Annotated in this window: 22 protein-coding genes; 6 read left to right on the top strand and 16 right to left on the bottom strand. The window is 53.6% G+C overall.

Features of this window, described 5'->3' with window-relative positions; all coding sequences use genetic code 11:
- Positions 1-186: 186 nt before the first annotated feature.
- Genes IPQ00_04395 through IPQ00_04375 form a run of 5 tightly spaced genes read right to left on the bottom strand, consistent with a single transcriptional unit; the run spans position 187 to position 4,997 of the window.
- Positions 187-456 carry a hypothetical protein gene (locus tag IPQ00_04395; GenBank protein MBL0239798.1) on the bottom strand — a complete coding sequence of 90 codons (270 nt, stop codon included), beginning with the start codon at positions 454-456 and terminating at the stop codon, positions 187-189.
- A 1-nt stretch (position 457) separates the two neighbouring features.
- The gene (locus IPQ00_04390) at positions 458-1,024 is read right to left on the bottom strand and encodes a ubiquinol-cytochrome c reductase iron-sulfur subunit (GenBank protein ID MBL0239797.1); all 567 of its coding nucleotides are present in this window, start codon (positions 1,022-1,024) and stop codon (positions 458-460) included.
- Entirely contained in the window at positions 1,014-1,661 is a 648-nt protein-coding gene (locus IPQ00_04385; GenBank protein ID MBL0239796.1) for a 4Fe-4S binding protein, read from the bottom strand. Before IPQ00_04385 ends, IPQ00_04390 begins: the two co-directional genes overlap by 11 nt.
- A gap of 15 nt (positions 1,662-1,676) precedes the next feature.
- Complete coding sequence (gene fdhF, locus IPQ00_04380; GenBank protein ID MBL0239795.1) at positions 1,677-3,899, bottom strand: formate dehydrogenase subunit alpha; 2,223 nt, start codon at positions 3,897-3,899, stop codon at positions 1,677-1,679.
- 21 nt (positions 3,900-3,920) lie between these two features.
- The gene (locus tag IPQ00_04375; protein ID MBL0239794.1) at positions 3,921-4,997 is read right to left on the bottom strand and encodes an MFS transporter; all 1,077 of its coding nucleotides are present in this window, start codon (positions 4,995-4,997) and stop codon (positions 3,921-3,923) included.
- A gap of 489 nt (positions 4,998-5,486) precedes the next feature.
- Here IPQ00_04375 and IPQ00_04370 point away from each other — a divergent pair, with 489 nt between their 5' ends.
- Entirely contained in the window at positions 5,487-8,612 is a 3,126-nt protein-coding gene (locus IPQ00_04370) for an FHA domain-containing protein (protein ID MBL0239793.1), read from the top strand.
- 14 nt (positions 8,613-8,626) lie between these two features.
- The gene (locus tag IPQ00_04365) at positions 8,627-9,247 is read left to right on the top strand and encodes a TlpA family protein disulfide reductase (GenBank protein MBL0239792.1); all 621 of its coding nucleotides are present in this window, start codon (positions 8,627-8,629) and stop codon (positions 9,245-9,247) included.
- Here IPQ00_04365 and IPQ00_04360 read toward each other — a convergent pair whose 3' ends face one another.
- From IPQ00_04360 to IPQ00_04345, 4 genes are all read right to left on the bottom strand, one after another.
- Positions 9,248-10,153, bottom strand: a complete 906-nt coding sequence (locus IPQ00_04360; protein ID MBL0239791.1) for a DUF814 domain-containing protein — start codon at positions 10,151-10,153, stop codon at positions 9,248-9,250.
- 83 nt (positions 10,154-10,236) lie between these two features.
- Positions 10,237-11,532, bottom strand: coding sequence for an RDD family protein (locus IPQ00_04355; protein MBL0239790.1), 1,296 nt, complete (start codon positions 11,530-11,532; stop codon positions 10,237-10,239).
- Between the two features lie 241 nt (positions 11,533-11,773).
- Entirely contained in the window at positions 11,774-12,148 is a 375-nt protein-coding gene (locus IPQ00_04350) for a DUF2203 domain-containing protein (protein MBL0239789.1), read from the bottom strand.
- Positions 12,145-12,849: an NYN domain-containing protein gene (locus IPQ00_04345; GenBank protein MBL0239788.1), complete on the bottom strand. Its 705-nt coding sequence runs from the start codon at positions 12,847-12,849 to the stop codon at positions 12,145-12,147. The genes IPQ00_04350 and IPQ00_04345 overlap by 4 nt, the downstream gene beginning before the upstream one ends.
- A gap of 301 nt (positions 12,850-13,150) precedes the next feature.
- Here IPQ00_04345 and IPQ00_04340 point away from each other — a divergent pair, with 301 nt between their 5' ends.
- Genes IPQ00_04340 through IPQ00_04330 form a run of 3 tightly spaced genes read left to right on the top strand, consistent with a single transcriptional unit; the run spans position 13,151 to position 15,515 of the window.
- Positions 13,151-14,161, top strand: a complete 1,011-nt coding sequence (locus IPQ00_04340; GenBank protein ID MBL0239787.1) for a hypothetical protein — start codon at positions 13,151-13,153, stop codon at positions 14,159-14,161.
- Positions 14,158-14,976 (top strand): 23S rRNA (guanosine(2251)-2'-O)-methyltransferase RlmB, encoded by an 819-nt coding sequence (gene rlmB, locus IPQ00_04335; GenBank protein ID MBL0239786.1) that lies wholly within the window; start codon positions 14,158-14,160, stop codon positions 14,974-14,976. The genes IPQ00_04340 and rlmB overlap by 4 nt, the downstream gene beginning before the upstream one ends.
- A gap of 5 nt (positions 14,977-14,981) precedes the next feature.
- On the top strand, positions 14,982-15,515 hold the full coding sequence (locus IPQ00_04330) for a zinc-ribbon domain-containing protein (GenBank protein MBL0239785.1): 534 nt from the start codon (positions 14,982-14,984) through the stop codon (positions 15,513-15,515).
- A 2-nt stretch (positions 15,516-15,517) separates the two neighbouring features.
- On the opposite strand, the gene IPQ00_04325 is transcribed toward IPQ00_04330, so the two are convergent.
- The 7 genes from IPQ00_04325 to IPQ00_04295 form a co-directional block, all read right to left on the bottom strand.
- Positions 15,518-16,354 (bottom strand): SDR family oxidoreductase, encoded by an 837-nt coding sequence (locus tag IPQ00_04325; GenBank protein MBL0239784.1) that lies wholly within the window; start codon positions 16,352-16,354, stop codon positions 15,518-15,520.
- Between the two features lie 23 nt (positions 16,355-16,377).
- The gene (locus IPQ00_04320; GenBank protein ID MBL0239783.1) at positions 16,378-18,528 is read right to left on the bottom strand and encodes a hypothetical protein; all 2,151 of its coding nucleotides are present in this window, start codon (positions 18,526-18,528) and stop codon (positions 16,378-16,380) included.
- A 122-nt stretch (positions 18,529-18,650) separates the two neighbouring features.
- Entirely contained in the window at positions 18,651-19,964 is a 1,314-nt protein-coding gene (locus IPQ00_04315) for an NAD(P)/FAD-dependent oxidoreductase (protein ID MBL0239782.1), read from the bottom strand.
- Between the two features lie 56 nt (positions 19,965-20,020).
- Positions 20,021-21,040, bottom strand: a complete 1,020-nt coding sequence (locus tag IPQ00_04310; protein MBL0239781.1) for a ThiF family adenylyltransferase — start codon at positions 21,038-21,040, stop codon at positions 20,021-20,023.
- A 60-nt stretch (positions 21,041-21,100) separates the two neighbouring features.
- Entirely contained in the window at positions 21,101-21,820 is a 720-nt protein-coding gene (locus IPQ00_04305) for a zf-TFIIB domain-containing protein (protein ID MBL0239780.1), read from the bottom strand.
- Positions 21,821-21,823: 3 nt separating this feature from the next.
- Positions 21,824-23,314: a shikimate dehydrogenase gene (gene aroE / locus IPQ00_04300; protein MBL0239779.1), complete on the bottom strand. Its 1,491-nt coding sequence runs from the start codon at positions 23,312-23,314 to the stop codon at positions 21,824-21,826.
- Positions 23,311-24,081, bottom strand: a complete 771-nt coding sequence (locus tag IPQ00_04295; GenBank protein ID MBL0239778.1) for a tryptophan-rich sensory protein — start codon at positions 24,079-24,081, stop codon at positions 23,311-23,313. Before IPQ00_04295 ends, aroE begins: the two co-directional genes overlap by 4 nt.
- Before the next feature lie 286 nt (positions 24,082-24,367).
- Between IPQ00_04295 and IPQ00_04290 the strand changes: the two genes are divergently transcribed.
- Positions 24,368-24,592: a hypothetical protein gene (locus IPQ00_04290; protein MBL0239777.1), complete on the top strand. Its 225-nt coding sequence runs from the start codon at positions 24,368-24,370 to the stop codon at positions 24,590-24,592.
- Positions 24,593-24,815: the final 223 nt, after the last annotated feature.

Here is a 24,815-nt window from a genome sequence, read left to right as displayed (position 1 = left end):
TATTTCGTGGCAGGTCTTTAAGAATTGTTTTGGTATGTATTGCCAACAAATGATCGCGAATACGATGAGTCGGCCGACACCTACGCCGACCGCCACAACTTTGTTGCAAGTGTATAGATCGCGAGCGTTTGTGCCGCTCCATCGCGGGTGCATTCCTTGATCTGCCTGACAATGTGCCGTCGTCTGTTATCGACTGGCAGTTCCCGGGCGTGACGCCGGTTTCCACCAGAGTATTATCGTCAGTGCGACTACCCAGCAGACGACCGAAGCGATGACAAGCGGCCATAATTGGCGATACTCATTGGCGATGGCTGCCTCGATGGCGGCTGAGAGTATCCACATTTGTGCCAGATTGATCATTATCAGCAATGCGACGCGTGCCTGCCAGACGGCGGTTCGTCCGCGGGTCTGTGGTCTTGAAATTTTGTGAGGCCTCTTACTTTCGTTTTCTCGCATTTCAGCCCTCATTTCCTCTCACCGTTCTGCCGGTGGCAAATACCTCGCCGTTGTGGACCTCGAGTTCGATCAGATCCAGCGGCCGCGGCGGCGGCCCGTAAAGCACGCGCCCCGTGCCGGCATCAAATCCGCCCTCGTGACACGGACACTCAAGCCGTGCGTGCTCCTTCGAGTAATAGACCGGACACGAAAGATGGGTACATTTCTGTCCGAAAGCTCGATAGCTGCCGTCCTGATTTCGGATCATTATCGCGGTATCTTCCTTGCCGGGATAGGTAAAGTTCAGGCTTTCGCCAGGCTCTAACTCGAGGGCTCCATCGACCTTCGCCGGATAGAACTGCTTTTCTTTCTGCGAATCGTATGCCGATTTCGCAGCAAATCCCGCAGTACTGACCGTAAACGCGGTAGAAGTCAGGAAAAGGAAATTACAGAACTCTCGGCGTGTTACCTGAGTCTCCTCATCACGATCATACGGAAATTCACGGGAGTAGGCCGCCGACGCATCCTGGACGTCCCTTTCATCCGAAAGCACTCTATCGATCGAATCTTTCAATGTATCAGAACTCATTACTATTATCAGTCTCCTGTGCCTGTGTATCCATCCACGATGAGGCTCCGACCGCTCCGTCGTGTTTCACCCGGCCTTCGAAAACACCGCAACCGTCGATATTTACTTCTTCGTCGTCGGTCGGGAGCATTAAATAGACCTTGGTCTCAACCACCTGATTACCGAAAACGTGGGCATTGACCGGCTTAGTCTTGCGCAACGGCACGATCTGCTCATAGGTGCCGAACGCGATCGCACCCGTGGGGCAGACGCTGGCGCACATCGGCATCAATCCCTCACTTGAGCGATCAAAACACATATCGCATTTCATCTGTAGATGCATCTGCGTATTGTACTTCGGAACGCCAAATGGGCACGCGTTCACACAATTGCGGCAATCCAGACATCTCGGCTTTAACGCAGACATCACCACACCGTCATCGTTCTTTTTGATCGCGTCTGCCGGACATACGAGAGCGCAGGTCGGTTCGTCGCAGTGCATACAGACCGTCGGCATCGTCGCCGTGGACTCGTGGCGGTCGATGTGGTCTAAAAAGATCATCGAGTAGCCTTTGTGAGTCGAACATTCCCTACACGCTGCCACGCACGAACGGCATCCGATACAGCGTTGCGGGTCGATGAACATTGTTTCTTTCATAAATCGATTTCCTTATTAAACCTCACTCCTCGAGACACCCTTTAAGGCTGCTCCGAAAATCGGCAGTTCACGCGAGTGGATCTTTTCGATCCTGGCCGCACAAGCCTTGAATTCAGGTATTTTTGATGTCGGATCCAACGCAGGGTTGGTCATCTGATTGGCGGCAAGTTCCTCGCCCCAGTGATATGGAATAAAGATCGTGTCCGGCCTGATAGTTCGGACGACCAATGCGGGGAATATGCCGAATCCGCGCCGTGATACGACCTTGACGCGTTCGCCGTCTCGTATGCCGAGTTTGGCTGCGGTGTCGGGATGAACCTCAACGTATGGCTCCGGACACTGATCGACCAGAAACTTGATCCGGCGCGTCTGATTGCCCGAAAGGTACTGGAATACGACCCGTCCGCTGGTCATAATCAGCGGATATTCGTCGTCGGGCTTTTCGGCAGCACCCTTGTAGGTTACAGCGTGAAACTTCGCTCGCCCATCCGGATGATAGAATCGATCCTCGAACAGCCGCGGAGTTCCGGGATGATCCTCGGTCGGACACGGCCAAAATACGCCGTTTTCGCGCTCGATCCGCTCCCAGGTGATGCCGCCGTAATCCGCTGTACTGCCGCGTGACGCTTCAACCATTTCGTCAAACATTTCCCTTGTGTTGTTATAGGGAAAAAACTTTCCGCGACCTAAGCGTTCCGCAAGTTCCTTGACGATCCACCAGTCGGGTTTTGCTTCGCCCGGAGGTTCGGTCGCCTTGTTTATCTTGAGTACACGTCCTTCGCCGTTCGTTGTGACACCCTCGTCTTCCGACCACGCCGTTCCCGGTAGCACGACGTCTGCATAACGTGAAGATTCCGACATAAAGAAGTCGATGCAAACGTAAAAATCGAGCCCCTCGAGCGATTCGCGGATCTTGTTTGTGTCCGGCATCGAGACCATCACATTGTTACAGACCGACATCAGTCCGCGGATCTCGCCTTCGCGCATTTTGTCGAACATTTCGACGACCGAAACGCCTGCTTGCGGCATTTCGCTTTCGGGAATGCCCCAGATCTTGGCGACCTGCTTTCGGTGTTCGGGATTATTGATCGAGCGCTGTCCCGGCAATTGGTCGGCTTTTTGACCGTGTTCGCGGCCGCCCTGTCCGTTTCCCTGTCCGGTAAATGTCGCATAGCCGCGGCCGGGTGCTCCGATCTTGCCGCTCGCCAGTACGAGATTGATATAACTGAGCACGTTGTCCACACCATTCGAGTGGTGCTCGATACCGCGTGCGTGCAGGACGAAGGCCGTCGCCGCACGTCCGTACAAATGGGCCGCCTTGATTATCTTTTCGGCGGGCACACCGGTGATCTCCGCACAATACTCAGGCGTGTATTTTTCAAAGACTGCCTCGCGGGTCTCGGCCCAACCGTTCGTCCTTTCGTCGATGAACTTCTGGTCAACGTATCCTTCCTTGATCATTACGTGAAGAATACCGTTGGTAAGGGCGACGTCGGTGCCCGGTTTTAACTGGAGATGCAGGTCGCCCTGTCGTGCAGTCGGTGTTTCGCGGGGATCGATAATTATCCAAATGCCCCCCTTGTCACGCTGCTGCCAGAGATACTTATTGAGAACCGGGAATGTCTCGGCCACATTAGCACCGGCAATCAAGAGCACCTCAGCCAGCGGAATATCGCTCCACGGATTAGCGGCGCGGTCGATACCAAATGCCTTGTTGTTGCCCGCGGCGGCCGAAACCATACATAAACGGCCGTTGTAATCGACATAGCGCGTTTGTAGTCCGACCCGGGCAAACTTGCCCATTACATAGGTCTTCTCGGTCGTCAGCGACGAGCCAGAGTAAATGGCAAGTGAATCCTGCCCATATTCTTTTCGCAACCCCTGAAATTTCGCAACGACCAGATCGAGAGCTTCCTCCCAACTTGCACGCTCGAATACACCGTTTCGCTTGATCAGCGGATACTTTAGGCGATCCGGATGGTGAGCCTGTAGATACGCGGTCACCCCTTTCGGACAGAGTTTGCCCTCGTTAACGGGAAAATCATACCGCGGCTCAAATCCAACGACGTGGTCGTCTTCGACCAGCAGGTTCATCCCGCACTGGACCGCACAGTACGGACAATGGGTCTGCACAACCTTGTCTATGACCCGGTCCGCACGCCATCCGCCGTACGGTTCATCGTGGAGAGTTGGTCCGAATTCCTTAATTATTCTGTCGAGATTCTCAACTTTTGACATAAATTTCCCAGCCGCAAACGACTATTTCTCGTCGGCCCTTACTCCGTAAAAGACCGGCTCGGCCGGTTTGGCCAGTCCCGAATAGGCCAGTGCGCGCATTATCCGCTTGCATCGCGGACAATAATCCTGGAGTGTCGTGCCGTCTTCCAGGGTGTAATCAAATCCAAGTTCTTTTACCACGCCTTTAAGGTCGTCAACCCACATTTGAGCGGCAAATTGTGTACTGCATCGCGGACACTTTGCCTGTTCCATTTCTTTGGAACGCGATTGGTATAATTCGACACCGACCGACGCCGGACGCTGAATGATATGAAAGAACTTGCCGAACGGCAGAAAGAATATCGTCATTATCACCACTGCCTGATGGCTGAGGGCGATAAATGAGTACATATAGCCGTGAAACCAGAGACTCGATGCTGTTAGCATAAGTCCCGAAACGGAAATCGCGATCAGGAGCAAATGTGGGACAAAATCCAGCAGAAACTGCTGCATTGCGATAGCACCGCGGTCACGCAAACGTCTCTGGATCGCGATCGCACATCCGGCGATGACCATTAGGGCCGAAAAATCCAGGGCGTGAAATATGATCCACGCGATGACACTGCGACCATTTACCAGTTGTAGCGGAAAACCGAACAGGTACACCCGGTAACCCAAATCACCTTCGAGATTGAAATGCACCCAACCGAAAACTAGTGGAAATGTAACTGCCGCCGCCGTCAGACAACCCCACATTATCAAAAAGTGCATCAGCCACCGCATCGTACCGCGCTTGAATATAAAACGCTGTCCGACGATGTTGGTAGCAAGGGTTTTCGATGAATCGGCAGTATTGCGGATAAACTTTTTGCGTTGAAAAAAGAGTTGGATACCGCGCCGAAAATACACTCGCGTCGCTGGTCGTTGAAGCCATAGTGCGTATCGAAAGAAGATCGCACCAAATGCCACGACACTCGCCACGGTGTATCCGAAAAGGGCGGAGTCAAAATGCTCTAGATTCCGTGACCCGACAATGACCAGGGCGGTCAACAAAATCGACGCCGCAAGACCGATCAAAGTCGGATTAAGGTAGTTTAGCTGGCTGGTTCTTTCGCTCATTTGTTCGCCTTTTGATCTTCTATAAGATCTCTTTGCTCGATCGTCAGGTGCACACCACGAATGTTAATTACGATCCTTCTGGTCACAACCAAAACGCTAATTTCTTTCGGCCGTCGCCCCGGCAGATAAACCCTTTCGTGTCCGCCCCAAATTATCCGGCTTGCACGACCGATCTGTTTAAGTACTAGTTTACCTCAACGTCCGCTTTTATTCGAAAGGTCACGTTATGGATTCTAAATGACACCCGAAACCTCTCGTAGACGGCACTCACCTGGCGGCATTTTCTATGATCCGGGGCCAAGCGTCAGTCTATTGAAAATACTAGTCGGATCTCGCCGTTGGAACTATGATTTGAATCACAAACACTAGCACTTTTTCTACTTATCATTAAAAGTTTCTAATGCCATGGTGGCAACCGCAGTCGATGGCCACACTAACGAAAATTGACAATGTTTGTTAAGCTAAACCCTTCAGTTTTGAGTATTTTCAATGAATATCATTCTCGCCGAGATCCGGAGTGACGGGAGCGAAACTCCCGAACAACCTTACGCAAAGAGCGTGCTACGCATCGGGCGTGACCCGTTTGATTGCGATATCGTGTTTCCAAACGATGGGTATCCGATGGTTTCGCGCAAACACGCAGAGATCCGCTGGGATAACGACCGATGGCACCTGGTGGACCTTAACGCAAGCTACGGGACATTTTTGGAAGGCCGCCGCATCTCCGCTCCCGCACAATTATCGGCCGGACAAGTCATTCAGTTCGGCACCGACGGTCCGCGACTTCGAGTTGTTTGGTTTGAGTCTCCGAAGGAATCGTTCGTGCCGCACAGCACTGCCGAACCGCCCAAGCCGATCCCTCCTCCGCCTTTGCCAATTCCACCGCCGGTCTCGGCGCCTGTTGCTCAGATCCCGCAAGCCGCACCCAATGCCGCTGGGCCACGGATCGTTTTTGTCGAACAACCGGGCCGAAAGCCGTTGGACCTTCTGGGCCGGGAGGTCTCGATCGGACGCGATCCCGCGTGTGAGATCAATTTTGATCCGAAGGCCATAATGGTCTCGCGAACTCACGCCGTTCTACGCTCGGAGTCGGGCCAATACGTAATTGAGGACAATGGCAGTTTTAACGGCACTTTCGTTAATGATCAGCGAATATCCGCACCGACTCCGCTATATCACCGGGATATGCTCCGTTTCGGGATCGGCGGTCCGGTATTAGAGTTTGTTTCGCCAAACGATCCGGCGCCGTCTAACGCGGTCATCGCTGGACAACGCTCCGTCGCCGCCCCCAATGTCGCAAAATCATTTCAGTTAGACGAGCCCGTCAGCTCTAAGACGATGGTCTTTAAGGTCGATAAATCGACCTCGGCACCGGCAAAGTCAACCGAAGACGGGCAACGTCAGTTGCTGATGTCCCTCACCTTCGGCGGCGGCAAGGAACTCTCTATCGGGCGCGATCCGAAGAGCGACATTACTCTCGACGGACTTCAGATATCCAGCCGACACGCCCGTTTGCTGAGTACCGCCAGCGGCGTCTATATCGACGATCTCGGGTCTACCAATGGTGTTTTTGTAAATGGCATAAGGGTCTCAAGGCAATTGATCACGCCTGATGACCACGTACAGATCGGGCTGTTCGAGATCCGGATCGATCCGAGTGGGAACATCGGTGTTTTTGATACCCGGTCGCAAACGCGGATCGATGCCGTCGAACTGGTCCGCGAGGTCAAGATACGCGGCGGCAGATTGCGCTTACTGGACGGCGTTTCACTATCGATCCAGCCAAATGAGTTTGTCGGGATACTTGGGCCGTCCGGGGCGGGCAAATCGACGTTGATCGAGGCGATGAACGGAATGCGGCCGGCATCCGGCGGCAACGTACTTGTCAATAACCTCGACCTGTATCGCCATCTCGATTCGCTCAAACACGTGATCGGCTACGTTCCGCAGGACGACATTATTCATCGCGAACTGACCGTTTACCGGACACTCTATTACGTAGCCAAACTCCGGCTCTCACGCGATATCTCTTCGGCTGAGATCGACCAGACGATAAGCGAAGTACTCGACGTGACCGGCCTGGCCGACCGTCGCGACGTTCCCGTAAGCCGCCTCTCCGGCGGTCAGCGAAAGCGTGTATCGATAGCCGTCGAGTTGATCACCAAGCCATCGATCATCTTTCTGGACGAGCCGACATCGGGCCTCGACCCTGCGACAGAAGAAAGGATAATGAAGCTGTTTCGCCAGATCGCGGAATCTGGCCGGACTGTGATTCTGACGACCCACGCAATGGAGAACGTCGGGCTTTTCGATAAGATCGTCGTTCTGATGCGTGGCAAACTTGTCTTCTACGGCAAGCCCGCCGAGGCACTGGCTCATCTTGGAGCCCAGAACTACAAACAGCTCTTCGATATGCTTGAAGCTCCGATCGAGGATGCCGTCAAGATCCGCGGCGAAAGCGTCCGCCAACAGGTGCAGCAGGAAACCGCCGAAGAATGGCGACAGAAATTTCGTGCGACGCGTCAGTACACTCAGAACATCAGCGATCCCTTAAAACAACTCGGCACTCTGCCGCCGAGCGGCAATGTCAAGCGACGGCGATTAGGTATTGCAGGGACGCTAAATCAATGGCTCACACTCTCGCGACGGTACTTTGAGGTGCTACTCAAGGACAAGTTCAATCTGCTTATCCTGATGGCACAGGCTCCGATCATAGCCCTTCTGACTTTTTTCGTGCTCGGTTCCGAGCGGCCGAGGGATTTTGCGTATTTCATCCTCACCATTGTGTCGGTCTGGTTCGGGACGAGCGTCGCCGCCCGCGAATTTATCCGTGAGCGCCCTGTGTATCGGCGTGAAAGGATGGTCAATCTGGGGCTGATCCCATATCTTTGGTCGAAACTCGCTGTATTGAGCTTGATCGTCGGGCTGCAATGTGTCCTGCTGTTTCTGCCGCTTAAGTTCTTTGATCTGACCGGCCTTATGCCAATGCCGGGTGAGATGCTGGGGCTTCCGCAGTTGTGGACAATGCTATTGACCGGCGGCGTGGGGATCGCGATCGGGCTATTCGTATCTGCGGTAGTACGCTCGTCTGAGATGGCAACTAGCTTGGTTCCTTTGATCCTCATTCCGCAGATCCTGTTTTCCGGGATCGTCGGCGTTCCCGGCGGCGTTTCAAAGCCGGCATCGTTGCTTGTGCCCGCGGCTTGGTCATTTGACACTATCAAGCGTTTTTCGACGCTGGACACTCTCGAACCTGAAGGAGCGACTCCGAATGGACAAACACGTGGCCTTGGGTTGTACAAGTACATCGAGACGGAAAATGACAAGATAATGTCAGATGCCCGAAGGGATATGGAGGATTATCAGGCGGATGTCGAAAAGAAGATCAGAGATTTTGGCGACGCGAGCAACGCGGGACTTTCGCCGTCTATGTCCAAACCCGACGAACTGCCGGCGATGCCGGCGGCAAAGAAATTACCTAAAGATCTGAGCGGATACATCACATTTTTACATCCCTGGATGAATGAAATTGTAAATCAGATCGTATTGATGCTAATGTTTGGAATATTAGTTATAGCGACGCTGATCGCCCTACGGCTGCAGGATAACCGCTGAACGAGTCGAGTTTTATGAAGCGAACAACCATCAATTTGTTGACTTTCGCCGCGATCGCCGCGGCATCTTTCTATGTGTCCGGATGCGGCGGCGTAGGCTCGAATACTAACGGTGTAAGCCCTGCACGGTCGTCTAATTCGACTAGCCCGGAATCCGGCAAAACGACCGAATCAGTATATCCGCCGTTGAAAAGCGACGTTGCGGACGCCGAAATGGAAACAATGGACGGCGGAAAGACAAAGATAAGCGACCGCAAAGGAAATGTCGTCCTCGTAAATCTCTGGGGCATTTGGTGCGGACCGTGCCGTGCCGAAATGCCGCACTTGATCGAGTTGCAGAATAAATATAAAGAAAAAGGACTTCAGATTATCGGTCTGAATGTTGGCGACGACGACGGCAACCCCGAAGATTTCGTGAAGATCAAAGAATTTGGTGAAAAGACGGGCCTTAATTACGAACTCACCCGTGCTTCGCGTGAGATGAAGGCCCAAATATTCCGGTTAGCGAATTTTGACGGTGTGCCGCTCAGTATACTCGTCGATCGCGACGGCCATCTGCGAGCGGTGCTCCGAGGCGGCGGACCGCCGTCTATCAAACAGTTAAAGGACACCGTCGATAAGACAATGGCCGAATGATCACTTGTCGTCGTCGTCAAAAGGCACTTTTGGCTCAACGAGGATCGTCTTAAAACTCGCCAAACTCACCAGGCCGGGATTTGACCGTTTCGGCTTATTTACAAATTTTTTCAGCGTGTAATTTACCGCCGCCTTTCCCTCTTTTCGCGCACCGCTATAAAATGCGGCGATCTGAGCTGCCTCGAGCAGCGTTCGGTCAGGCATTTCCTTGCGATTCGGATTGTGGATCACCACGTGAGAGCCCGGGAAATCCGCGGCGTGCATCCAAGTATCGAGCGACTTTGCGACGCGAAACGTGAGAAAATCATTGTCCTTTGCCTTTTTCCCCACCAGGATCTCAAATCCATCCGATGACACAAATCGCCTTGCGCCGTTGAACCCAACGTCCTTTTTCTTTTTACGTGCCTTTTCGACGATCTTTCGAGGCGGTTCAAGCAAAGCCTCAAGATAGCCAATATCTCGTGCCTCGATCGCCGCCTCGGCCCGGGCCGATCGTTCGATGTCCTTTTCGATCGCGGCTTCGGATGCGGCGATGCGTTCTGTGATCACCGCAACGCCGTTTCGGGCCTTTGTGTATAGTCGAAAGTAGCCTTCGGCGATCTCATTCAACGGTTTGTGCTCGTCACCGTCGATCGTTATGTCCGGCACATCATCGCTGAAATAGTCTTTGACGATTATGCTCGAGCCGATCCGTCGGGCGTTATGCACATTTGCGAGGATCAGGTCGCCGCAGCGTTTCCAGTGATCCGGACTGCCGTGCTTGGCAAGGTCGCTGTATAGGTTTTTGATCAGCCGCCGGCGTTTGGCGATCGAACCCGCGAACTTCTTACGCACGGCCGCGGCACATTGCTCGAACCGTTCGTTCTCGAGTTCGATCTTGGTCTTTGGCCGCTGTTCGTCTTCCATATCGATAAGTGTAAAGTAAGCGCACAAAAGCCCAAAGGAACCGCAGTGCAGAACTTTTGGGCGTTTCGGGTTACTTTATATTATTAGAATTCGCGAACTATGATCGTCCCCGACAGCAGATCGTGTGCTGCGCGCCTCTCATCATTGAACAACATCGGAATAAACCCGAGACCTGCGCAAATGATCGACAAGATATATATAGACGAACTGACCGCGGCCTGATGGATCGACGGATATTCATTTGCCTCAGCGTCCACCAACTCAAGGGCGAATAGACGCATACCCAACGTCTTGCCAAAAAATCCGACCGACAGCGTAAGATAAACAAACGCAACCAACACACAAGTGCCGACAAATGTCAGTACCGCAGCCTTCGAAAACCAGTCGCCACCTGTGAGAGCAAAGGGTGAAAGAGCCAACATACTGACTGAAACGGCTACGATGAGGTCAAATAAGCCGGCGTTGAACCGCATCGAGAGCGGCGCCAGATCTTCGATCTCCTCGTCGTCGTTAAGTGCCGTATCCGGCTCAGCGTATTCGTGCTCAGCGTTGATGAGTATCCGCTTCACATCCGAAAACCCGGTCTGGGACGGCATAACTGCGGGCTTTGAGATCTCGGTTTCTTCGACTGCCGCCTCGGCGGTCGGTGGCGGTATGACCGTTTCGATCCGCGGCAATTTATTTGTATCGAGTTTAGCCTCCATCCGCAGTGGTGTGACCATCGCCGGTTTGGGACGAACGGCCGTTTGGACGGACATCGGTGGCCTGACCGGCTGATTTGGCGTTGGCGACACAACGTTGAACGGAAAATTCTTAGCTGCCGCTACCCGTTCGGTCGCGGGGGCCTTTGCGTCTTCCGGCAAAAATGCACGACGCGAATCGGCGATCCGCTTGAGGGCAGCACCGAGCCTGGGGTCAGCATTTTCGATCTCCGCCATCGGAATGGGATCTGCGACCGTTTCGGTCTTTAGGGCAGTTGCCCCGTGGGTTGCCATCTGCGTATGCTTTACCGCAACAGCGTTGTCCGCAACACTTTCCTCCGCCATTCCCTTTCGCTGACGGACCGCGTTCTGCATTTGCAACCGCCATTCCGGGACGACGATATTTTTATTTTGGAATTCGACCAACGTCGGACTAGTTTGTTTCGTGTTCAAATTGGCGGTTATCACGCGATTTACCGGTTCAGCCTTCTTCGGTGCAGGAGTTTGCAACGGTGCCGCCACCTGCTCCAGAATCATCGGCCTCGGCGGCGGGGCAAGCACAGCTTTTTTCGGGTCCGCCGGAGAAGTCGCGGGGTGAACCATCGCTTCAATACGCCGCAGTTTGGCTGACGGGGTGATCTTTGTTTGTAGCTCTTCACGGACCGAATCGTTCATCATTGCGCCGCATGTGGGGCAAATTGACAAAGTCGGCGCCAGATCTCGATCGCAAACCGGGCATTTCATAGGCGTTTCCGTTCAACTGTACAGTATCGTGGTAAGGGAGATTAGCAAAAACTACGTGATGGTATCAGGAATCGCTTTAACTCGTCAACCCTAAAGCGCACTAAAGCTTAAGCTTTTCAAACATTTTTCTTACCCACTCTATAACCACAAATTGTGGAAAACACTGTGGATAAATTTAAAGCGGTTTTCGTCCGGCAAATCCCGCATCCGTCTCGTGCCACCAACCGATCTCATCCCCATCGCCGATCTGCCAACAGAGCAAAACTACACGATCATTCCTCATTGAAGGAAAGTCGATCAGTCCGCGGGTATAGTCTTTCAACTCGATACCGATGGCCCCAAGTTCAGTCGTCAATTTTCCGACTTGGTACAGTGCGTTTACATATCCTGTGCCGCCGACCATACCGCCCCCAAACTTCGACGCAGCCGCCGCCGTCCTGGCTTCGTCCCGCATCACTTCGATCATTGCGTAGTACTCACGGATGTCGAGAAGTTTCGGAATCACCGACGGCAAAACGTCATTGGCTTCCTTAACGGTGAATAATTTCATCTTTCGTTAGAAATCCGGTCGATATCCGTTTGTGAATCGCGTACATCGTCGGCGAAATCCCGTGCCGGCGGCGCCGGACGAGCGTGGCGGCCATATCCCTCGGCTCGCGGTTCCTGTGAAAGCATTTCGCCTGCGGGGACAAATGACGGCACGTCATACGCACCCGGTTGAGTCGTGTCTTTTCTGATCAGGTCGGCAATATCACCAAGGTCGATAAAGAAGTCTGCAACGTCTATCAGTCGCGGAGCGGTGTTTGATCTGAATCCTGCAACTTCGACGCGGCACCCTTTGTAAGCGACCGCATTGATCGCGTAAACAAAGTCCTCATCGCCGGACACGAGCACGGCAGTGTCATAACGCCCGGCCAGACTGAGCATATCCACCGCGATCTCGACATCCAGGTTTGCCTTTCGAGTTCCATCGTAGAAGGTCTTTAATTCTTTTTGAATGACCCGAAATCCATTTCGCCTCATCCACAAAAGAAAACCTTGCTGCCGCTCGGCCCCCACGTCCACACCGGTGTAAAAAAAGGCACGCAACAGACGGCCGTCGCCAAGCAATACTCGGAGTAGCTTATTGTAGTCAATATCTATGTTGTGAAATCGGGCCGCGTGGAACAAATTATTTCCGTCTATAAAGACAGCAACCCTGCCACGATGCCCAAACTCCCAGGATGAACCGGTCGTTGTATCGAACTGCATTTTACACACCTCTACCGTCGAGATCTACGGCAGATCCCAGAGGCGAATGACGAGCTGAGCGATGAGGCTTAAATAGTCTGAAAAGTGAACCCAATAGTTCAAAAAAGTGAACCAAAAATCGAATAAAATATCTTTTTCAATACCTAACCAACTAACAGTAAACGACTTACGACCCCCGCCGCTCGAACCTTTCTCTTCGCGTCCAAGGATATGCCCATCCTTAGTGTGCCTTTGGCACGATGAATGGTCAAGCAAATTGTCGATGATAATGTTAAAATTCAGTTTTTCGACGCAGAATTCTATGACATCGAACGATCAAGACCCTTCGGACAACTATCTCTCGGACGGGACCGCTATCCGGAGCGAAGACATCGGATTTGCCCCCGGTCAACTGATCGTATGCGGCAAATGCAGCCGCAATAACTCGCCCGACCGGTCAAAGTGCATATATTGCGGCAGCCCAATATCGGATGTGGCCGCAACAGAATCGACCGGCGACCTGCGAAGGCCCGACGATATCGAGCCCGGATACAACGTGATCGCATATTCCTGCGAACCCGTGTCGGCGGACACGGTCCGCGAGGGGGCAAAGCTGACCGGCACTCCCGCAGATGTTGTAGCACAATGCCTGAGATCTATGGTCCCTTTGCCGATAGCGAGGCTCGCAAACGAAATACACGCCGTGACGGCGTCGCAGCGGTTGGCCGGGCTCGGAGTCGCGTCAAAGGTCGTTGCGGACAAAGACCTGATGACAGATCAGTCTCCGGTGCGGCTACGCGGCATCGAGTTCGGTTCCGACGGCATCACATTTATTGATTTCAACAACGGCCAACCTTATTCGGCCAAATTCGATGATCTGGCGGTGATCGTGATCGGCACAATTCGGGAGACACGGACCGAACGCCTTGAAAAGCGAAAGCGGGCCGGTGAGTCAAAGCTGCTGGACGAGTCGGAAACGTCAGCCGACCATCTGTTGATCGACATCTATAGCCGCGGCGACAAACGCGGCTGGCGGATTTTGCCGACCGGCTTTGATTTTTCGTGTTTAGGCGGCGACAAGGGCCTGATCGCGGCCGAGAATATGCGGCGCCTTGCCCAACGCATTCGGCAAGTATCGACCGGTATCAGGTTTGCTGATAAATTCGATGTTGTGATCGACGAGATATCGCTGGTTTGGGAAATTGACCGACGGCGCGATTCACGCGGCCTTTTGCGAAGCGGAATGATGAGCTTTGATTTTGGGGCGGCGTCCTCGAGCTCAAATCTGGGACAATTTAATCGGTATTCGCGCCTGCAATGGCATCTTTTATGAAGAAGAAGTTCAATACACCGCCGCGTGAGCCTCGGCAGCAACCGCGCCCCGAACGCAGCAAAGCCGAAGGTTTCAAGACCAATGCGACTGCGATCTATGGCGTTCTGCCTGTGCTTGAGGCTCTACGGGCCGAGAATCGACGGGTGGACAAGGTGCTGATCGCCGATGGTGCTCTGGAGCGGCGTCTGTCCGAGATCATCGACCTTTGCCGTGCCCGTTCGATCGCCTGGAGCCGGGTGCCGCGTGATAATTTTGCCAAACATCTCGATTCCGGCGTTAACCACCAGGGCGTCCTCGCGTTTACTTCGGCGGCAGCTTACGTGGATGTTGAGGCGGTAGTTGACGCATCTGAAATACCTCTGGTGCTGATCCTGGACGGTGTTGAGGACCCACGCAATCTCGGAGCGATACTCCGGACTGCCGAGGGTGCCGGCGTTGACGGTGTGATAATCCCTGAGCGTCGCGCCGTCGGGCTCAACGATACTGTGGCAAAATCCTCCGCCGGGGCGATCGAGTATATTAAAGTTGCTAAGACGGGCAATCTCAATCGCCTGATCGAGGACCTGAAGCGTCGCGACATCTGGGTCGTAGGCACAAGTATGGACGCGTCGATGACCTACAACGAATGGGATTGGACAAGGCCTTCGGCACTGGTACTAGGCGGTGAGGGTTCGGGTTTGCACCGCTTGGTCGCCGAGAACTGTGATGTGTTGGTAAAGATACCGATGTATGGCAAGATCGATTCCCTGAACGTTTCGGTCGCGGCCGGCGTAATACTTTTTGAAGCTAGAAGACAACGATCAAAGGACGAATAAAGCTTATGTTTTGCCCAAAATGCGGAACTCAAAATCCTGACAACGGCAAATTTTGCCGAAGTTGCGGAACCGATCTAGGCAATATTTCGACGGCCCTGGCAAGTCCGGCCGAGCATCCCAAACAGCTTTTAGATCGCAAAGGTAAACCTATCTCGATCGAAAGTGCGGTCACTAAGATTTTCACTGGCTTTTCCTTTCTGGTTGTGGCAGGTGTGCTTGGCTATACCGGTATGGCGGGAGCAAAGGTCTGGTGGTTTTGGATGTTGATCCCGGCGTTTATGTCGCTCGGTGCGGGAATTGCGCAGTATATGCAGATTCGCCGACTTGATCGAGGACAACCAGTGTATGGTGCCGTGGACGCTCAGTCATCGCTACCGGACGCTCAACGTCCGTCGTTGCCGCAGCAGCAGAATGATTTTATCGCCGCGGACTCCCGCTTTAAGACGGGCGACCTTGTCCCCCCGAGCGTGACTGACAATACGACCCGCCCGCTCGAAATGGATACCGAGGGCAAGACGATGACGTTGCCGAAAAAGTAGGTCTACTTTTTACGCAAACTCATCTTGTGTCCGCTGAGGCGTTCGAGCAACCTCAGGTATCGTTTTGGGAAAAGCCGCGAAATTGTACTAATAGCGTAGGCATCCTGCCCGATCAGGATCCGTGGATTTTTAGCCTTGATACCCTTCACTATCACATCCGCCGCCGTTTCCGGCGATGTGCGGGCGACCTTATCAAAGAATTTGGCACCTTGTTGCTTCCAGTCTTCGGGAGTGTCTTTACCAACGCGTGAATTGCGTGCGATATTGGTCTTGATGCCGCCCGGATGGATCGCGGAAACCGTCACATTGGTTCCTGCGAGTTCGTGCCGCAGACTCTCGGTAAAGCCGCGGACAGCAAACTTGGAGGCACAATATGCCGACTGTTCCTCAGGTGCGATAAATCCAAATACACTCGAAACATTGAGGATATGGGCACTTTCCTGTTGCCTTAAGATCGGCAAAAAAACCTTGCAGCCATATATCACACCCCAAAAATTGATGCTCATCAACCACTCAAAATCCTCGATCGACAGCTGTTCGAAATTGCCAAGCACGCCAACGCCTGCGTTATTTATAAGGTGCGTCACACCGCCGTGAGCGGCAACCGCCTCATCCGCCAGTCGCTGCACCTGGTCGATTTTGGACACGTCGATGATGTGTGTCGAGATGGGCACGCCCGCCGCACCGGCCAAGTCAGCAGTTTCTGACAATCCCGCTTCGTTCACATCCGAAATGGCAATTCCCGCGATCTTTTCTTCGGCGAGTTTTATGGCCAACGCCCTGCCGATACCCGACGCCGCTCCTGTCACGACCGCGACACTCTTAGCTGAAAGGCTCATCTAGTTCTCCGTTTTACTTGCAATTACTTCCTGACGACGATGCGGGCATTACCGGCGTTCGAATTCACGTCAAACGCGCGTAAGGTAACGACATATTCGCCCGCCGCGATCACCGGGATGTCTATCGAGAAACGTTCCTTAGGCCCGTCCGCGATCCCATCATCCGGATAGACATTGACCCACTCGCCACCATTGACGCTGTACTCTGCTCGTTTGATGTAGCTGGCGGCGTCGATCGCGTCGAATGTGACGCGGGCCTTGTCGCCCGATATCGACGGTGTTCCGACAGCAGTTACGATCGGGGCGGTATTGTCGATATCGACTGGTTCGGTCAGGCGTTCACCCGCAAGGGCGAGCTTAACGGGATTTGACGGGTTATCTCGAGCGACTACCTTAAAAAGGTATCTGCCGTCAGCCAAAGATTGTCCGTCGATCGCCGCAAAATTATCGGTCAGGTCGGCTTTTAACAGTTTGAAGTCACGGTCACCGATCTCCTTAAAATACAGGTCATAGACCATCTTGTCGCCGTTTCGGTCCTCGGCCGTCCATTGTAGCGATGTCGCCGCTCTCTGAAACAAACGCCTCGGCGGGACCGCCGCGTTGGGTATGCCAAAAGTTGACGAGTCCATCCCTGAAAGCTCGATATTAGGATCGACCTGTATCGGCGGATTGGCCGCAAGTCCGACGTTTGTCGGCAGCACCTGGATGGATAGCACCTCCGGAGCAATATTTACGGCAGCAAATGACAGATTTACCTCGCTCAATGACGCCGCCGCCGCACCCGCTTTGAATACTGCACGCCATTGGAAAAAACGGGCCTTTGGGCTAGTGACCTGGACGCCCTTCGGGTCCGTCATCGCATCGCTCCAAGTGCTCCAGGTTTCATCCGATTTTTCGGTATTTCCGCTGCGGGTCTGGATACTGACGCTGCCGCTTGCTCGCCACCAGATGCGGCCAAATGTCGAGGTCGCCTTAGTATCGAGCACCGCCGACTCATAACTTCCCTCCGTCGCATCGCCCTGAATTCGGTAGAAACTTCCCTGATTACTCGATGTCGCATATAGCGACCTACCGTCACTTCCGAGCGTTGAGACCTGACTGGCACCGGTCTGCAGCACAAGCGTCTCCCGGCCATCATTGCTGACGTTGTAAACTCGTCCCTTGTCCGATGTCCCGATTAGGACGCCGTTTCCGGCACTCTGCGGAAAGATCGAAAACCCTACGACGTTGGCTGAAGCCCAAAGCAGATCCGTTTTGCCGTCGGCGGTGATGCGATACACAGCAGACTTTGCCGCCGCGAGATCGTATTTGCTCTTTGCCGGCGTCTCAGGCGTCAGCGGATTGGCCTTTTCGACCGTTACGGCCTTAGATTCGGTAGCGGTTGCGGCGGTAGTCTCGGCGGGTTTGGCCGCAACTGACTCAGCGATCGCCAGAGCATACAACGAACCATCGGTGCCGATCGCAAGGCCGTGGATCTCGCGTAGCGGCGAATCGAGCAATCCGAATGGCTTACCGTCTGCTCCAAACTCTATCACCAGGCCGTTAGAGTCGGTGCCCGCGAATAAATTACCCTTTTTATCAGCCGCAAGCGAGATGATGTGCGTTTCGCTTGTATCAAAAAATAATGAGGTTTCAGGAGACGCTTTTGGCGTTTTGACCTTGAATATCTTGCCGTTATCACCCGTAGCGACCGCAAGGCCGCCGTCAGCGAGCACGGCGAGAGCCCAAATATACTTCTCCTTGGGCTCGAAATAGATCTCGGCCTTGCCGGTTGCGTCGATGCGATAGACCTTACCGTCCGGTGATGTCGCGGCGAATATCTCGCCCGCCCTGCCTAGCACAATTGACGACACGTTCAACTCCGCGAGGTCCACAAACAGCGAGCCTTTGCCTGACGGGTCAACTTTGAAGATCTTGCCGTCACCGCCCGTTCCGAGATACACGTTTCCGGCCGCATCGGCTGTGCTGGACCAGATGTACGATTGCTCGGTCTTGAACGCTTCGGTCAATCTCGGGGCTAAGGTCATCGTCCCCGTATCGTCGATCGAGATCCCGCGGGCGTCGCCTCTCAACACCTCGGCTCGCGAATTGACCGACCAGACCATCGGTTCAACCGCCGCGACACTCATTGCAAAAAAAACAGAAAAGATCGGCAAAAGTAAGTATTTCTTCATTTAGTGCGTTTCGTACCCTGTACTCGGAACGTAAAAATTTAACCACAATTCACACAAAAAAGACACCGATACACACGGTGCAGTGCCTTTCAGACGCTGACTTGTGCTGTGCGATCCGGATTTCAGCTTTTTTTGGTTATATTCAGAGCGGATCTTGCCCTGATGAATGCCGTTGCCTCAACGAGTTCGTCGGCATCGCCGATGATCAATCTGGCACTTCGCTCCCGGGTAAGATAAGCCCAAAACCATTCGAACATTACGGAAAATCGATTGCGAAAACCGATCAGGAAGAACACGTGCAAAAAGAGCCACATCAGCCACGCGATAAATCCCTTGAACTTAAGCCCGGCGGCCTCCGCGATCGCCTTGCGGCGGCCGATAGTTGCCATTTTGCCTTTGTCCACGTACCTAAAGTCCGTTCGCGGTTCGCCCTTGATGTCACACGAAATATTTCCGGCGGCGGCCCTGCCCATCTGCATAGCCGCCGGACTGACGCCCGGCACAGGCTCACCATTTTCCTGCATCAACGACGCCATATCGCCGATAACAAAGATATTTTTATAGCCCGGCACCGATAGATCGCGTTCGATGTGTACGCGTCCGGCACGATCTGTTTCAACGCCGAGAGCCTTGCCCAGCGGCGATGCGGCGACACCGGTTGCCCAAAGCACAAGATCACATTCGATCCACTGCTCACCGACCTTCACCTGTCCGGGTTCTATCTCTCTGACAAAATTGTTGAGCCTGACCTCGACGCCCAGATCTTCTAGCTGTGACTTTCCGCTTTCCGAAAGGTCGCCGGCAAATGTACCGAGGACACGGTCAGAACCCTCAAACAAAATTACCTTTGCCGACGTCGTATCGATCGCGTTGAAGTCCTTTGCAAGAGCCTTTCTTGCGATATCGGCGATCGCCCCGGCGAGTTCAACGCCGGTTGGTCCACCACCGACAATGACAAAGGTGAGGCTTCGTTGCTCACCAGTCAGATATGCGTCACGCTCGGCCATTTCGAAGGCGAGCAGAACGCGGCGGCGGATGTCCACCGCATCCTCCAGCGTTTTCAGTCCGGGTGCCGACGACTCCCATTCATCGTGGCCAAAATAAGAGTGCCTCGCACCCGCCGCGACGATCAGATAGTCGTACGGCACGACCTCACCGTCGGACAGTCTCACGTTCTGCGTGTCCGTATCAAAACCAACGGCGTCGCCGAGTAAAATCTCGGTATTCTTGTTTCGGTGCAGGATGCGGCGTATCGGTTGGGCGATCTCGCCCGGCGAGAGTACGGCAGTTGCGACTTGATAGAGCAACGGTTGGAAAACGTGGTGATTTTTGCGATCGATCAGCGTGACATCGACCGGAAGCTTTGCCAAAGCCTTGGCTGCCCAGAGTCCGCCAAAACCGCCGCCGATTATCACTACCCTTGGAGTATCGCCCATATCCGTGATCCCGATATGTATAGTGTAACCGTTTGTGATGGGTATCACATACTGACTCAGCTACCTACAAATCTCGCATACATAGAACGGGCAGCCGCTAGGTCATCCGTGCCTTTAACGATCGCCCGTCCGTCACGAAAGACCGTCATTTCATATTCACCTGACGTAAATCGCAGAAGATATTCGTTTTGATTGACGCTGACGACAAACTGCAGTCGCTCAGCCAGTTGGTCGAGATCGAGCGTGATCGCGTGCGGTGGGGCGATCTGCACCGCGTTACGGCCGCACAGTGCCGCCGAAAACTCCGGTGTCTCGGTGTCGAGATAGTCGAAAATGCGCAGGCCGCACGTCCGACAATCGGGATTCGGCTCGACGAGTTTGATGCTTTGCCGGTCATTTGCCCATAGGTCAAACTGCATCAGCGACCCGTGCAGTGCATCGATCTTGCCGATCAGCAGTTTTAACGCTTCGGCCACCTGCACGGCCGAAATGGTCGTAATTATCGGCATTATCACGCCGGCGGTGTCACACGTCGGAGCAGATCCGGCGTCCGGCATTTCGTCAAAAACACATCGCAGGCACGGCGTCTTTCCCGGAATGATCGTCATCGTCGTTCCGTAACTCGACACGGCCGCACCATATATCCACGGTGTGCCGAGTTTGACGCACGCGTCATTGACCAGATAACGGACCTGAAAATTATCCGTGCCGTCTATAACAAGGTCGCATCCGTTGATGAGCGCCTCCACATTCGAATGATTTACGTCTGCAATGATCGCCTCGACCTCGATCTCGGAGTTCACTGCGGCGATCCGCTGCTTTGCCGCGATAGCTTTGGGCGTGCGCTCCGCGGCGTCGTCCTCGCTGAACAATGTCTGTCGCTGCAGATTGGTGTATTCCACAAAGTCCCGATCGACGATCCGCAACTTCCCGACGCCCGCACGTGCCAGCATCTCGGCGTGCGATGCCCCGAGAGCTCCGCAGCCAACGAGCAGAACCCTCGATTCGAGCAACTTCTGCTGACCGTCAACTCCGATCTCCCTGAATAATATTTGTCGGCTGTATCTTTCGTTCAACTATTTAACCTGATCTTTTAAGACGGTTGCCCACTTACAATTTTCACTCCGAAACTCGATCTAATCGAAAAGACGTCGGACAAATGATCGGATGCTCGCATTGCTATCACTTGCAAAGATCGAACCGAGCCCGGTCTGAGGTTCTTCGGCACCGTATTTCCGTTGCTCTTCGCGAAGCCGTTTGCGTTGTTCCTCGATCTCTACCTTTTCCTTCTGCCTCGCGAGTTCCATTCCGCCGCTTTGGATAAATTCGATTATCCGCGGCAGTTCCTCGGCGTCAAACCACACACCGTGACGTTTACAAATATCGATAATAACGCCGGATGCCCTCGCAAAATTGCTGCGATTCATCAGTTGGCTACAATCGGGACACGGAACATAGCTGATCTTGGAAGCCGACACGGTGTGAGATTCGCGGTCGCCGATAAAGCCCATGACGGCAGATTGCTCTTCACGCTCGACACATAGCCGCTCAAATGTCGCAACATCGGCCCAGAGCCCGTCGCATCTCAAACACTCGCGAAACGCCGTATCGGCGATCTTCAGCATTTCCAGGCCTGATTTGCATCGCGGACAATTGCCAAGACCGTCGCCTTCGGGCGTCGCGGCTTCAACCATTTTTTCGCCGCAGTGCCCGCAGAATTGTGTCCCGACAAACATCAGGCCCATACACGATGGGCACGCCATCGTTTTCAAACGCGAGTTACAAAATTCGCACTGTGTGTGATCGCTCGCGACGCCAACGCCGCAGTTAGGACAATTTAGGGCTTCGATATCCATATCTTATCTTTCCATTCCGGCAAGCAGTGAATCCCGCATCAGTTCCGCCGGTGCCTCGCGACCGGTCCATATCTCGAACTGCCTGGTGCCCTGAGCGATGAGCATTTCGATGCCGCCGATCGTCGGGATGCCGGCAAGTCTGGCTTCGCGTATAAGCGGCGTATCGGTGAGTTTCGTCACGAGGTCATAGACTAATTTTACGCCGCTCAGACCCTCAGCCATAAATAGCGTTTCATTCTCCAACGGCCCTTTCATCCCGGCGGGCGTCGAATCGACAATAATGTCCACGCCGCACGCATCCTCGGTAAGCTGTCCCCATTCGACACCAAATTCGTCGCCGAACAGACGCGCCTTTTGCTTGTCGCGTGCCAACACGATCACGTCCGCACTTTCTAACTTTAACGCATAGACCGCCGCACGCGCGGCACCGCCCGCACCACAGACCGCAACCCTCGCGCCTTTTAGATCGCCAAACTTTGCTTTCAAAGGTGAGATAAATCCGTGTGCGTCTGTATTAAAGCCCGTCAGCATCCCTCGATCGATCTTGACGGTATTGACCGCCCCTATCTTTTCGGCCGTCGGATCGATCGCGTCAAGGTACTGCATTATCGTCTGCTTATGCGGCATCGTGACCGAAAAACCACCGAAATTAAGCTCAGCTTCCCTAGTCTCCGGCCGCACCATTCGTCTTAAGAATACACCGATGTCCTTGACCAGAAGACTTACAAAAACTGCATCAATACCGGCCGAAGCAAATGCGGGATTGTGCATAAACGGTGACATCGACTGAGCGATCGGGTTACCCAAAACGCCGAACACAAGGCTTCCGCCTCCGAGTTCCCTGACGCGGTAAACGTCACTCATCTCTTTCGCGGTGATCTGTCCGTCGGCCGTCGCCATTCCGTCAGATGATGCGGCGAATGTCAGAAACGCTCCGTGTGCAGGCCCTAAGATCCGCGTCCATTTGCCGCCATCGCCCATCGCGATCGCGATCATCGGCTTGCCGTCATTTTTCGCTTTCTCGATCAGATTCCAGACCGCCAAGGCGTCAGTTGCATCGTCCGCCCGAACCGCGATCTTGACGATGTCGCCGCTGCTCGCAAGTCTGCCGTAAACCGCTTCGATATCATCCGGAATGCCATCGAGATCGTGAAAGGACGCGATGCGACGCACGCCCGCCGGGGCAAATTGGATAATGTCGTCCTCGAGATCGACTGCAAAATAGTCATTCGGCAGGCTTTGCCAAAACTGCACGCGCTCGTCGAATGTCGCCCGCCCGCGACCACCCTGCGCCGGAGATCGAAAGGTCGCGATGAGAGGTATCTGCAGGCCGATCGAGCCTATCATCTCGATCGCCTTTTGCAGTTCGTCGGGTCGCAGACAGTCAAATCTAACCTCAGCAGCATCGCCCGTGGCGTCCGCTCCGTCCAATTGCAAACGCAATTCCTCGGCCGTTTCGGCACAGGTTGAGATACAGATCAGGCCGTCGTTCACGCGTTTTTGTTAGTCGAATCTTTCAGACTGGTGACAATACTGCCGGCCGTGACAAGTCCGATCACTGTCGCAACCGCAGCGGCCACAACTATGGCCGTGTTTCCGCTCTGTTTCACCGCGATCGAAGACACTGCCCAAGCGATCGCCAGCGGAAAGAGATAATTTCGCAGCCAGACCCGGGCCGCGATAGCCAGGGCTGCCGCCGCCAAGATACACACGACCCCGAAAATATTCCAACCCCGCGGCGTCATTTCCACATTTGCCCACTTCAGCACGACCGCAAGATTTACGATCGATGCGGCGGCCACCCAACCCGCGTAAAAGCCGAATGGAGCTTTAGTTAACAATGCAAAGCCCGGGTCTTCGGCATCGCGAAAATTGCGCAGGATCAAGACGAGCGTCAAACAAAGGGCGACGATCAAACCAAAGCTGATAGCGATCTGCTCGCGGTGCCAGAAATATATCCAGGCACAATTCAACAAACAACTGATAACATAGAGCGTGCGAACCGACCGAAAGCGTGCAAGTTGGTTGGGCAACAACTGATAAACGCTAAATGCTATGATGCCGACGTAGATCAAACTCCACATCGTGAACGCATATCCCGCCGGTGTGATCACAGTTGGATACTTGTTCGAGATCATATCCGGCGATACGCCATTCACATATCCTCCAGCCGCCAATAAGTTAAACGTGATCGTTGCGATCGTCGCTATCAGGACGAGTACCGACCGAATGCGGTCTTGCGAATTTATCGATTGAGTCATAGTTCGATTATGCCACCGATTGATAGCGATGAGAGACCGTCAAACACAATTTTCTCGCGACGACAGATGCCAAAATATCGAGCAGATTCACCATTTCGTATATAAATACCTGAAAACGTAAAGTTTTGTAAATGGAAAGGACGGCCTAAATGATAGAATCCAACCTATTTACTGGATAATCAATCATATGTTCGCTTGTGGCATCGCGATTGCTATAAAACAAGCGGAACGCACGTTCCTCTTTCCCCAAGAGCGTTATTTTAACGAAAGAGGAAACCTTAAAGCGATGAAGAAATTAAACAAGATCTTGCTAATGTGTACGATGGTGATCGGCCTGTCAATGGCGATTGCGGCACAAAAGAACGACGATCAGAAAAAGCCGCCGCCGAAAAATCCGCCGCCGGTCGTCAACCCGCAACCTAAACCGCCGCCTCGCGAAAATCAGCCACCCAAAAAGCCGGGCACTGAATTCGCGCTTTATATGATCATAGGCGACAGCCGCGATAGCTAAGTTACTCGGGTTGAAAAGATTAAACGAAAAGGTTGCCGGATATTTAAGTTATCCGGCAACCTTTTTTGTGTCCGACGATCGGCTTCAGACTCACAGAACCGTAATTCTGCGGACACTTGCAGTGGTCTTTATTGCGTGACGATATTATGCACTTGAACGGCGCAACCAAGGCGGCCGGGCAAGTGGCTGATCGCTGGGGTGTCTATACGGCTAATTCGTTTAC

The organism is Chloracidobacterium sp. (assembly GCA_016720705.1).
GTDB lineage: Bacteria > Acidobacteriota > Blastocatellia > Pyrinomonadales > Pyrinomonadaceae > OLB17.
The sequence above is the reverse complement of the archived record's forward strand: the minus strand, read 5'-3'. Positions and strand labels throughout refer to the sequence as shown.

Bases quoted from the DNA above. Each gene is read 5' to 3' on its own strand.
- IPQ00_04395 (MBL0239798.1), bottom strand. From the start codon at position 456: ATGCGAGAAAACGAAAGTAAGAGGCCTCACAAAATTTCAAGACCACAG.
- IPQ00_04390 (MBL0239797.1), bottom strand. From the start codon at position 1,024: ATGAGTTCTGATACATTGAAAGATTCGATCGATAGAGTGCTTTCGGAT.
- IPQ00_04385 (MBL0239796.1), bottom strand. From the start codon at position 1,661: ATGAAAGAAACAATGTTCATCGACCCGCAACGCTGTATCGGATGCCGT.
- fdhF (MBL0239795.1), bottom strand. From the start codon at position 3,899: ATGTCAAAAGTTGAGAATCTCGACAGAATAATTAAGGAATTCGGACCA.
- IPQ00_04375 (MBL0239794.1), bottom strand. From the start codon at position 4,997: ATGAGCGAAAGAACCAGCCAGCTAAACTACCTTAATCCGACTTTGATC.
- IPQ00_04370 (MBL0239793.1), top strand. From the start codon at position 5,487: ATGAATATCATTCTCGCCGAGATCCGGAGTGACGGGAGCGAAACTCCC.
- IPQ00_04365 (MBL0239792.1), top strand. From the start codon at position 8,627: ATGAAGCGAACAACCATCAATTTGTTGACTTTCGCCGCGATCGCCGCG.
- IPQ00_04360 (MBL0239791.1), bottom strand. From the start codon at position 10,153: ATGGAAGACGAACAGCGGCCAAAGACCAAGATCGAACTCGAGAACGAA.
- IPQ00_04355 (MBL0239790.1), bottom strand. From the start codon at position 11,532: ATGATGAACGATTCGGTCCGTGAAGAGCTACAAACAAAGATCACCCCG.
- IPQ00_04350 (MBL0239789.1), bottom strand. From the start codon at position 12,148: ATGAAATTATTCACCGTTAAGGAAGCCAATGACGTTTTGCCGTCGGTG.
- IPQ00_04345 (MBL0239788.1), bottom strand. From the start codon at position 12,849: ATGCAGTTCGATACAACGACCGGTTCATCCTGGGAGTTTGGGCATCGT.
- IPQ00_04340 (MBL0239787.1), top strand. From the start codon at position 13,151: ATGACATCGAACGATCAAGACCCTTCGGACAACTATCTCTCGGACGGG.
- rlmB (MBL0239786.1), top strand. From the start codon at position 14,158: ATGAAGAAGAAGTTCAATACACCGCCGCGTGAGCCTCGGCAGCAACCG.
- IPQ00_04330 (MBL0239785.1), top strand. From the start codon at position 14,982: ATGTTTTGCCCAAAATGCGGAACTCAAAATCCTGACAACGGCAAATTT.
- IPQ00_04325 (MBL0239784.1), bottom strand. From the start codon at position 16,354: ATGAGCCTTTCAGCTAAGAGTGTCGCGGTCGTGACAGGAGCGGCGTCG.
- IPQ00_04320 (MBL0239783.1), bottom strand. From the start codon at position 18,528: ATGAAGAAATACTTACTTTTGCCGATCTTTTCTGTTTTTTTTGCAATG.
- IPQ00_04315 (MBL0239782.1), bottom strand. From the start codon at position 19,964: ATGGGCGATACTCCAAGGGTAGTGATAATCGGCGGCGGTTTTGGCGGA.
- IPQ00_04305 (MBL0239780.1), bottom strand. From the start codon at position 21,820: ATGGATATCGAAGCCCTAAATTGTCCTAACTGCGGCGTTGGCGTCGCG.
- IPQ00_04295 (MBL0239778.1), bottom strand. From the start codon at position 24,081: ATGACTCAATCGATAAATTCGCAAGACCGCATTCGGTCGGTACTCGTC.
- IPQ00_04290 (MBL0239777.1), top strand. From the start codon at position 24,368: ATGAAGAAATTAAACAAGATCTTGCTAATGTGTACGATGGTGATCGGC.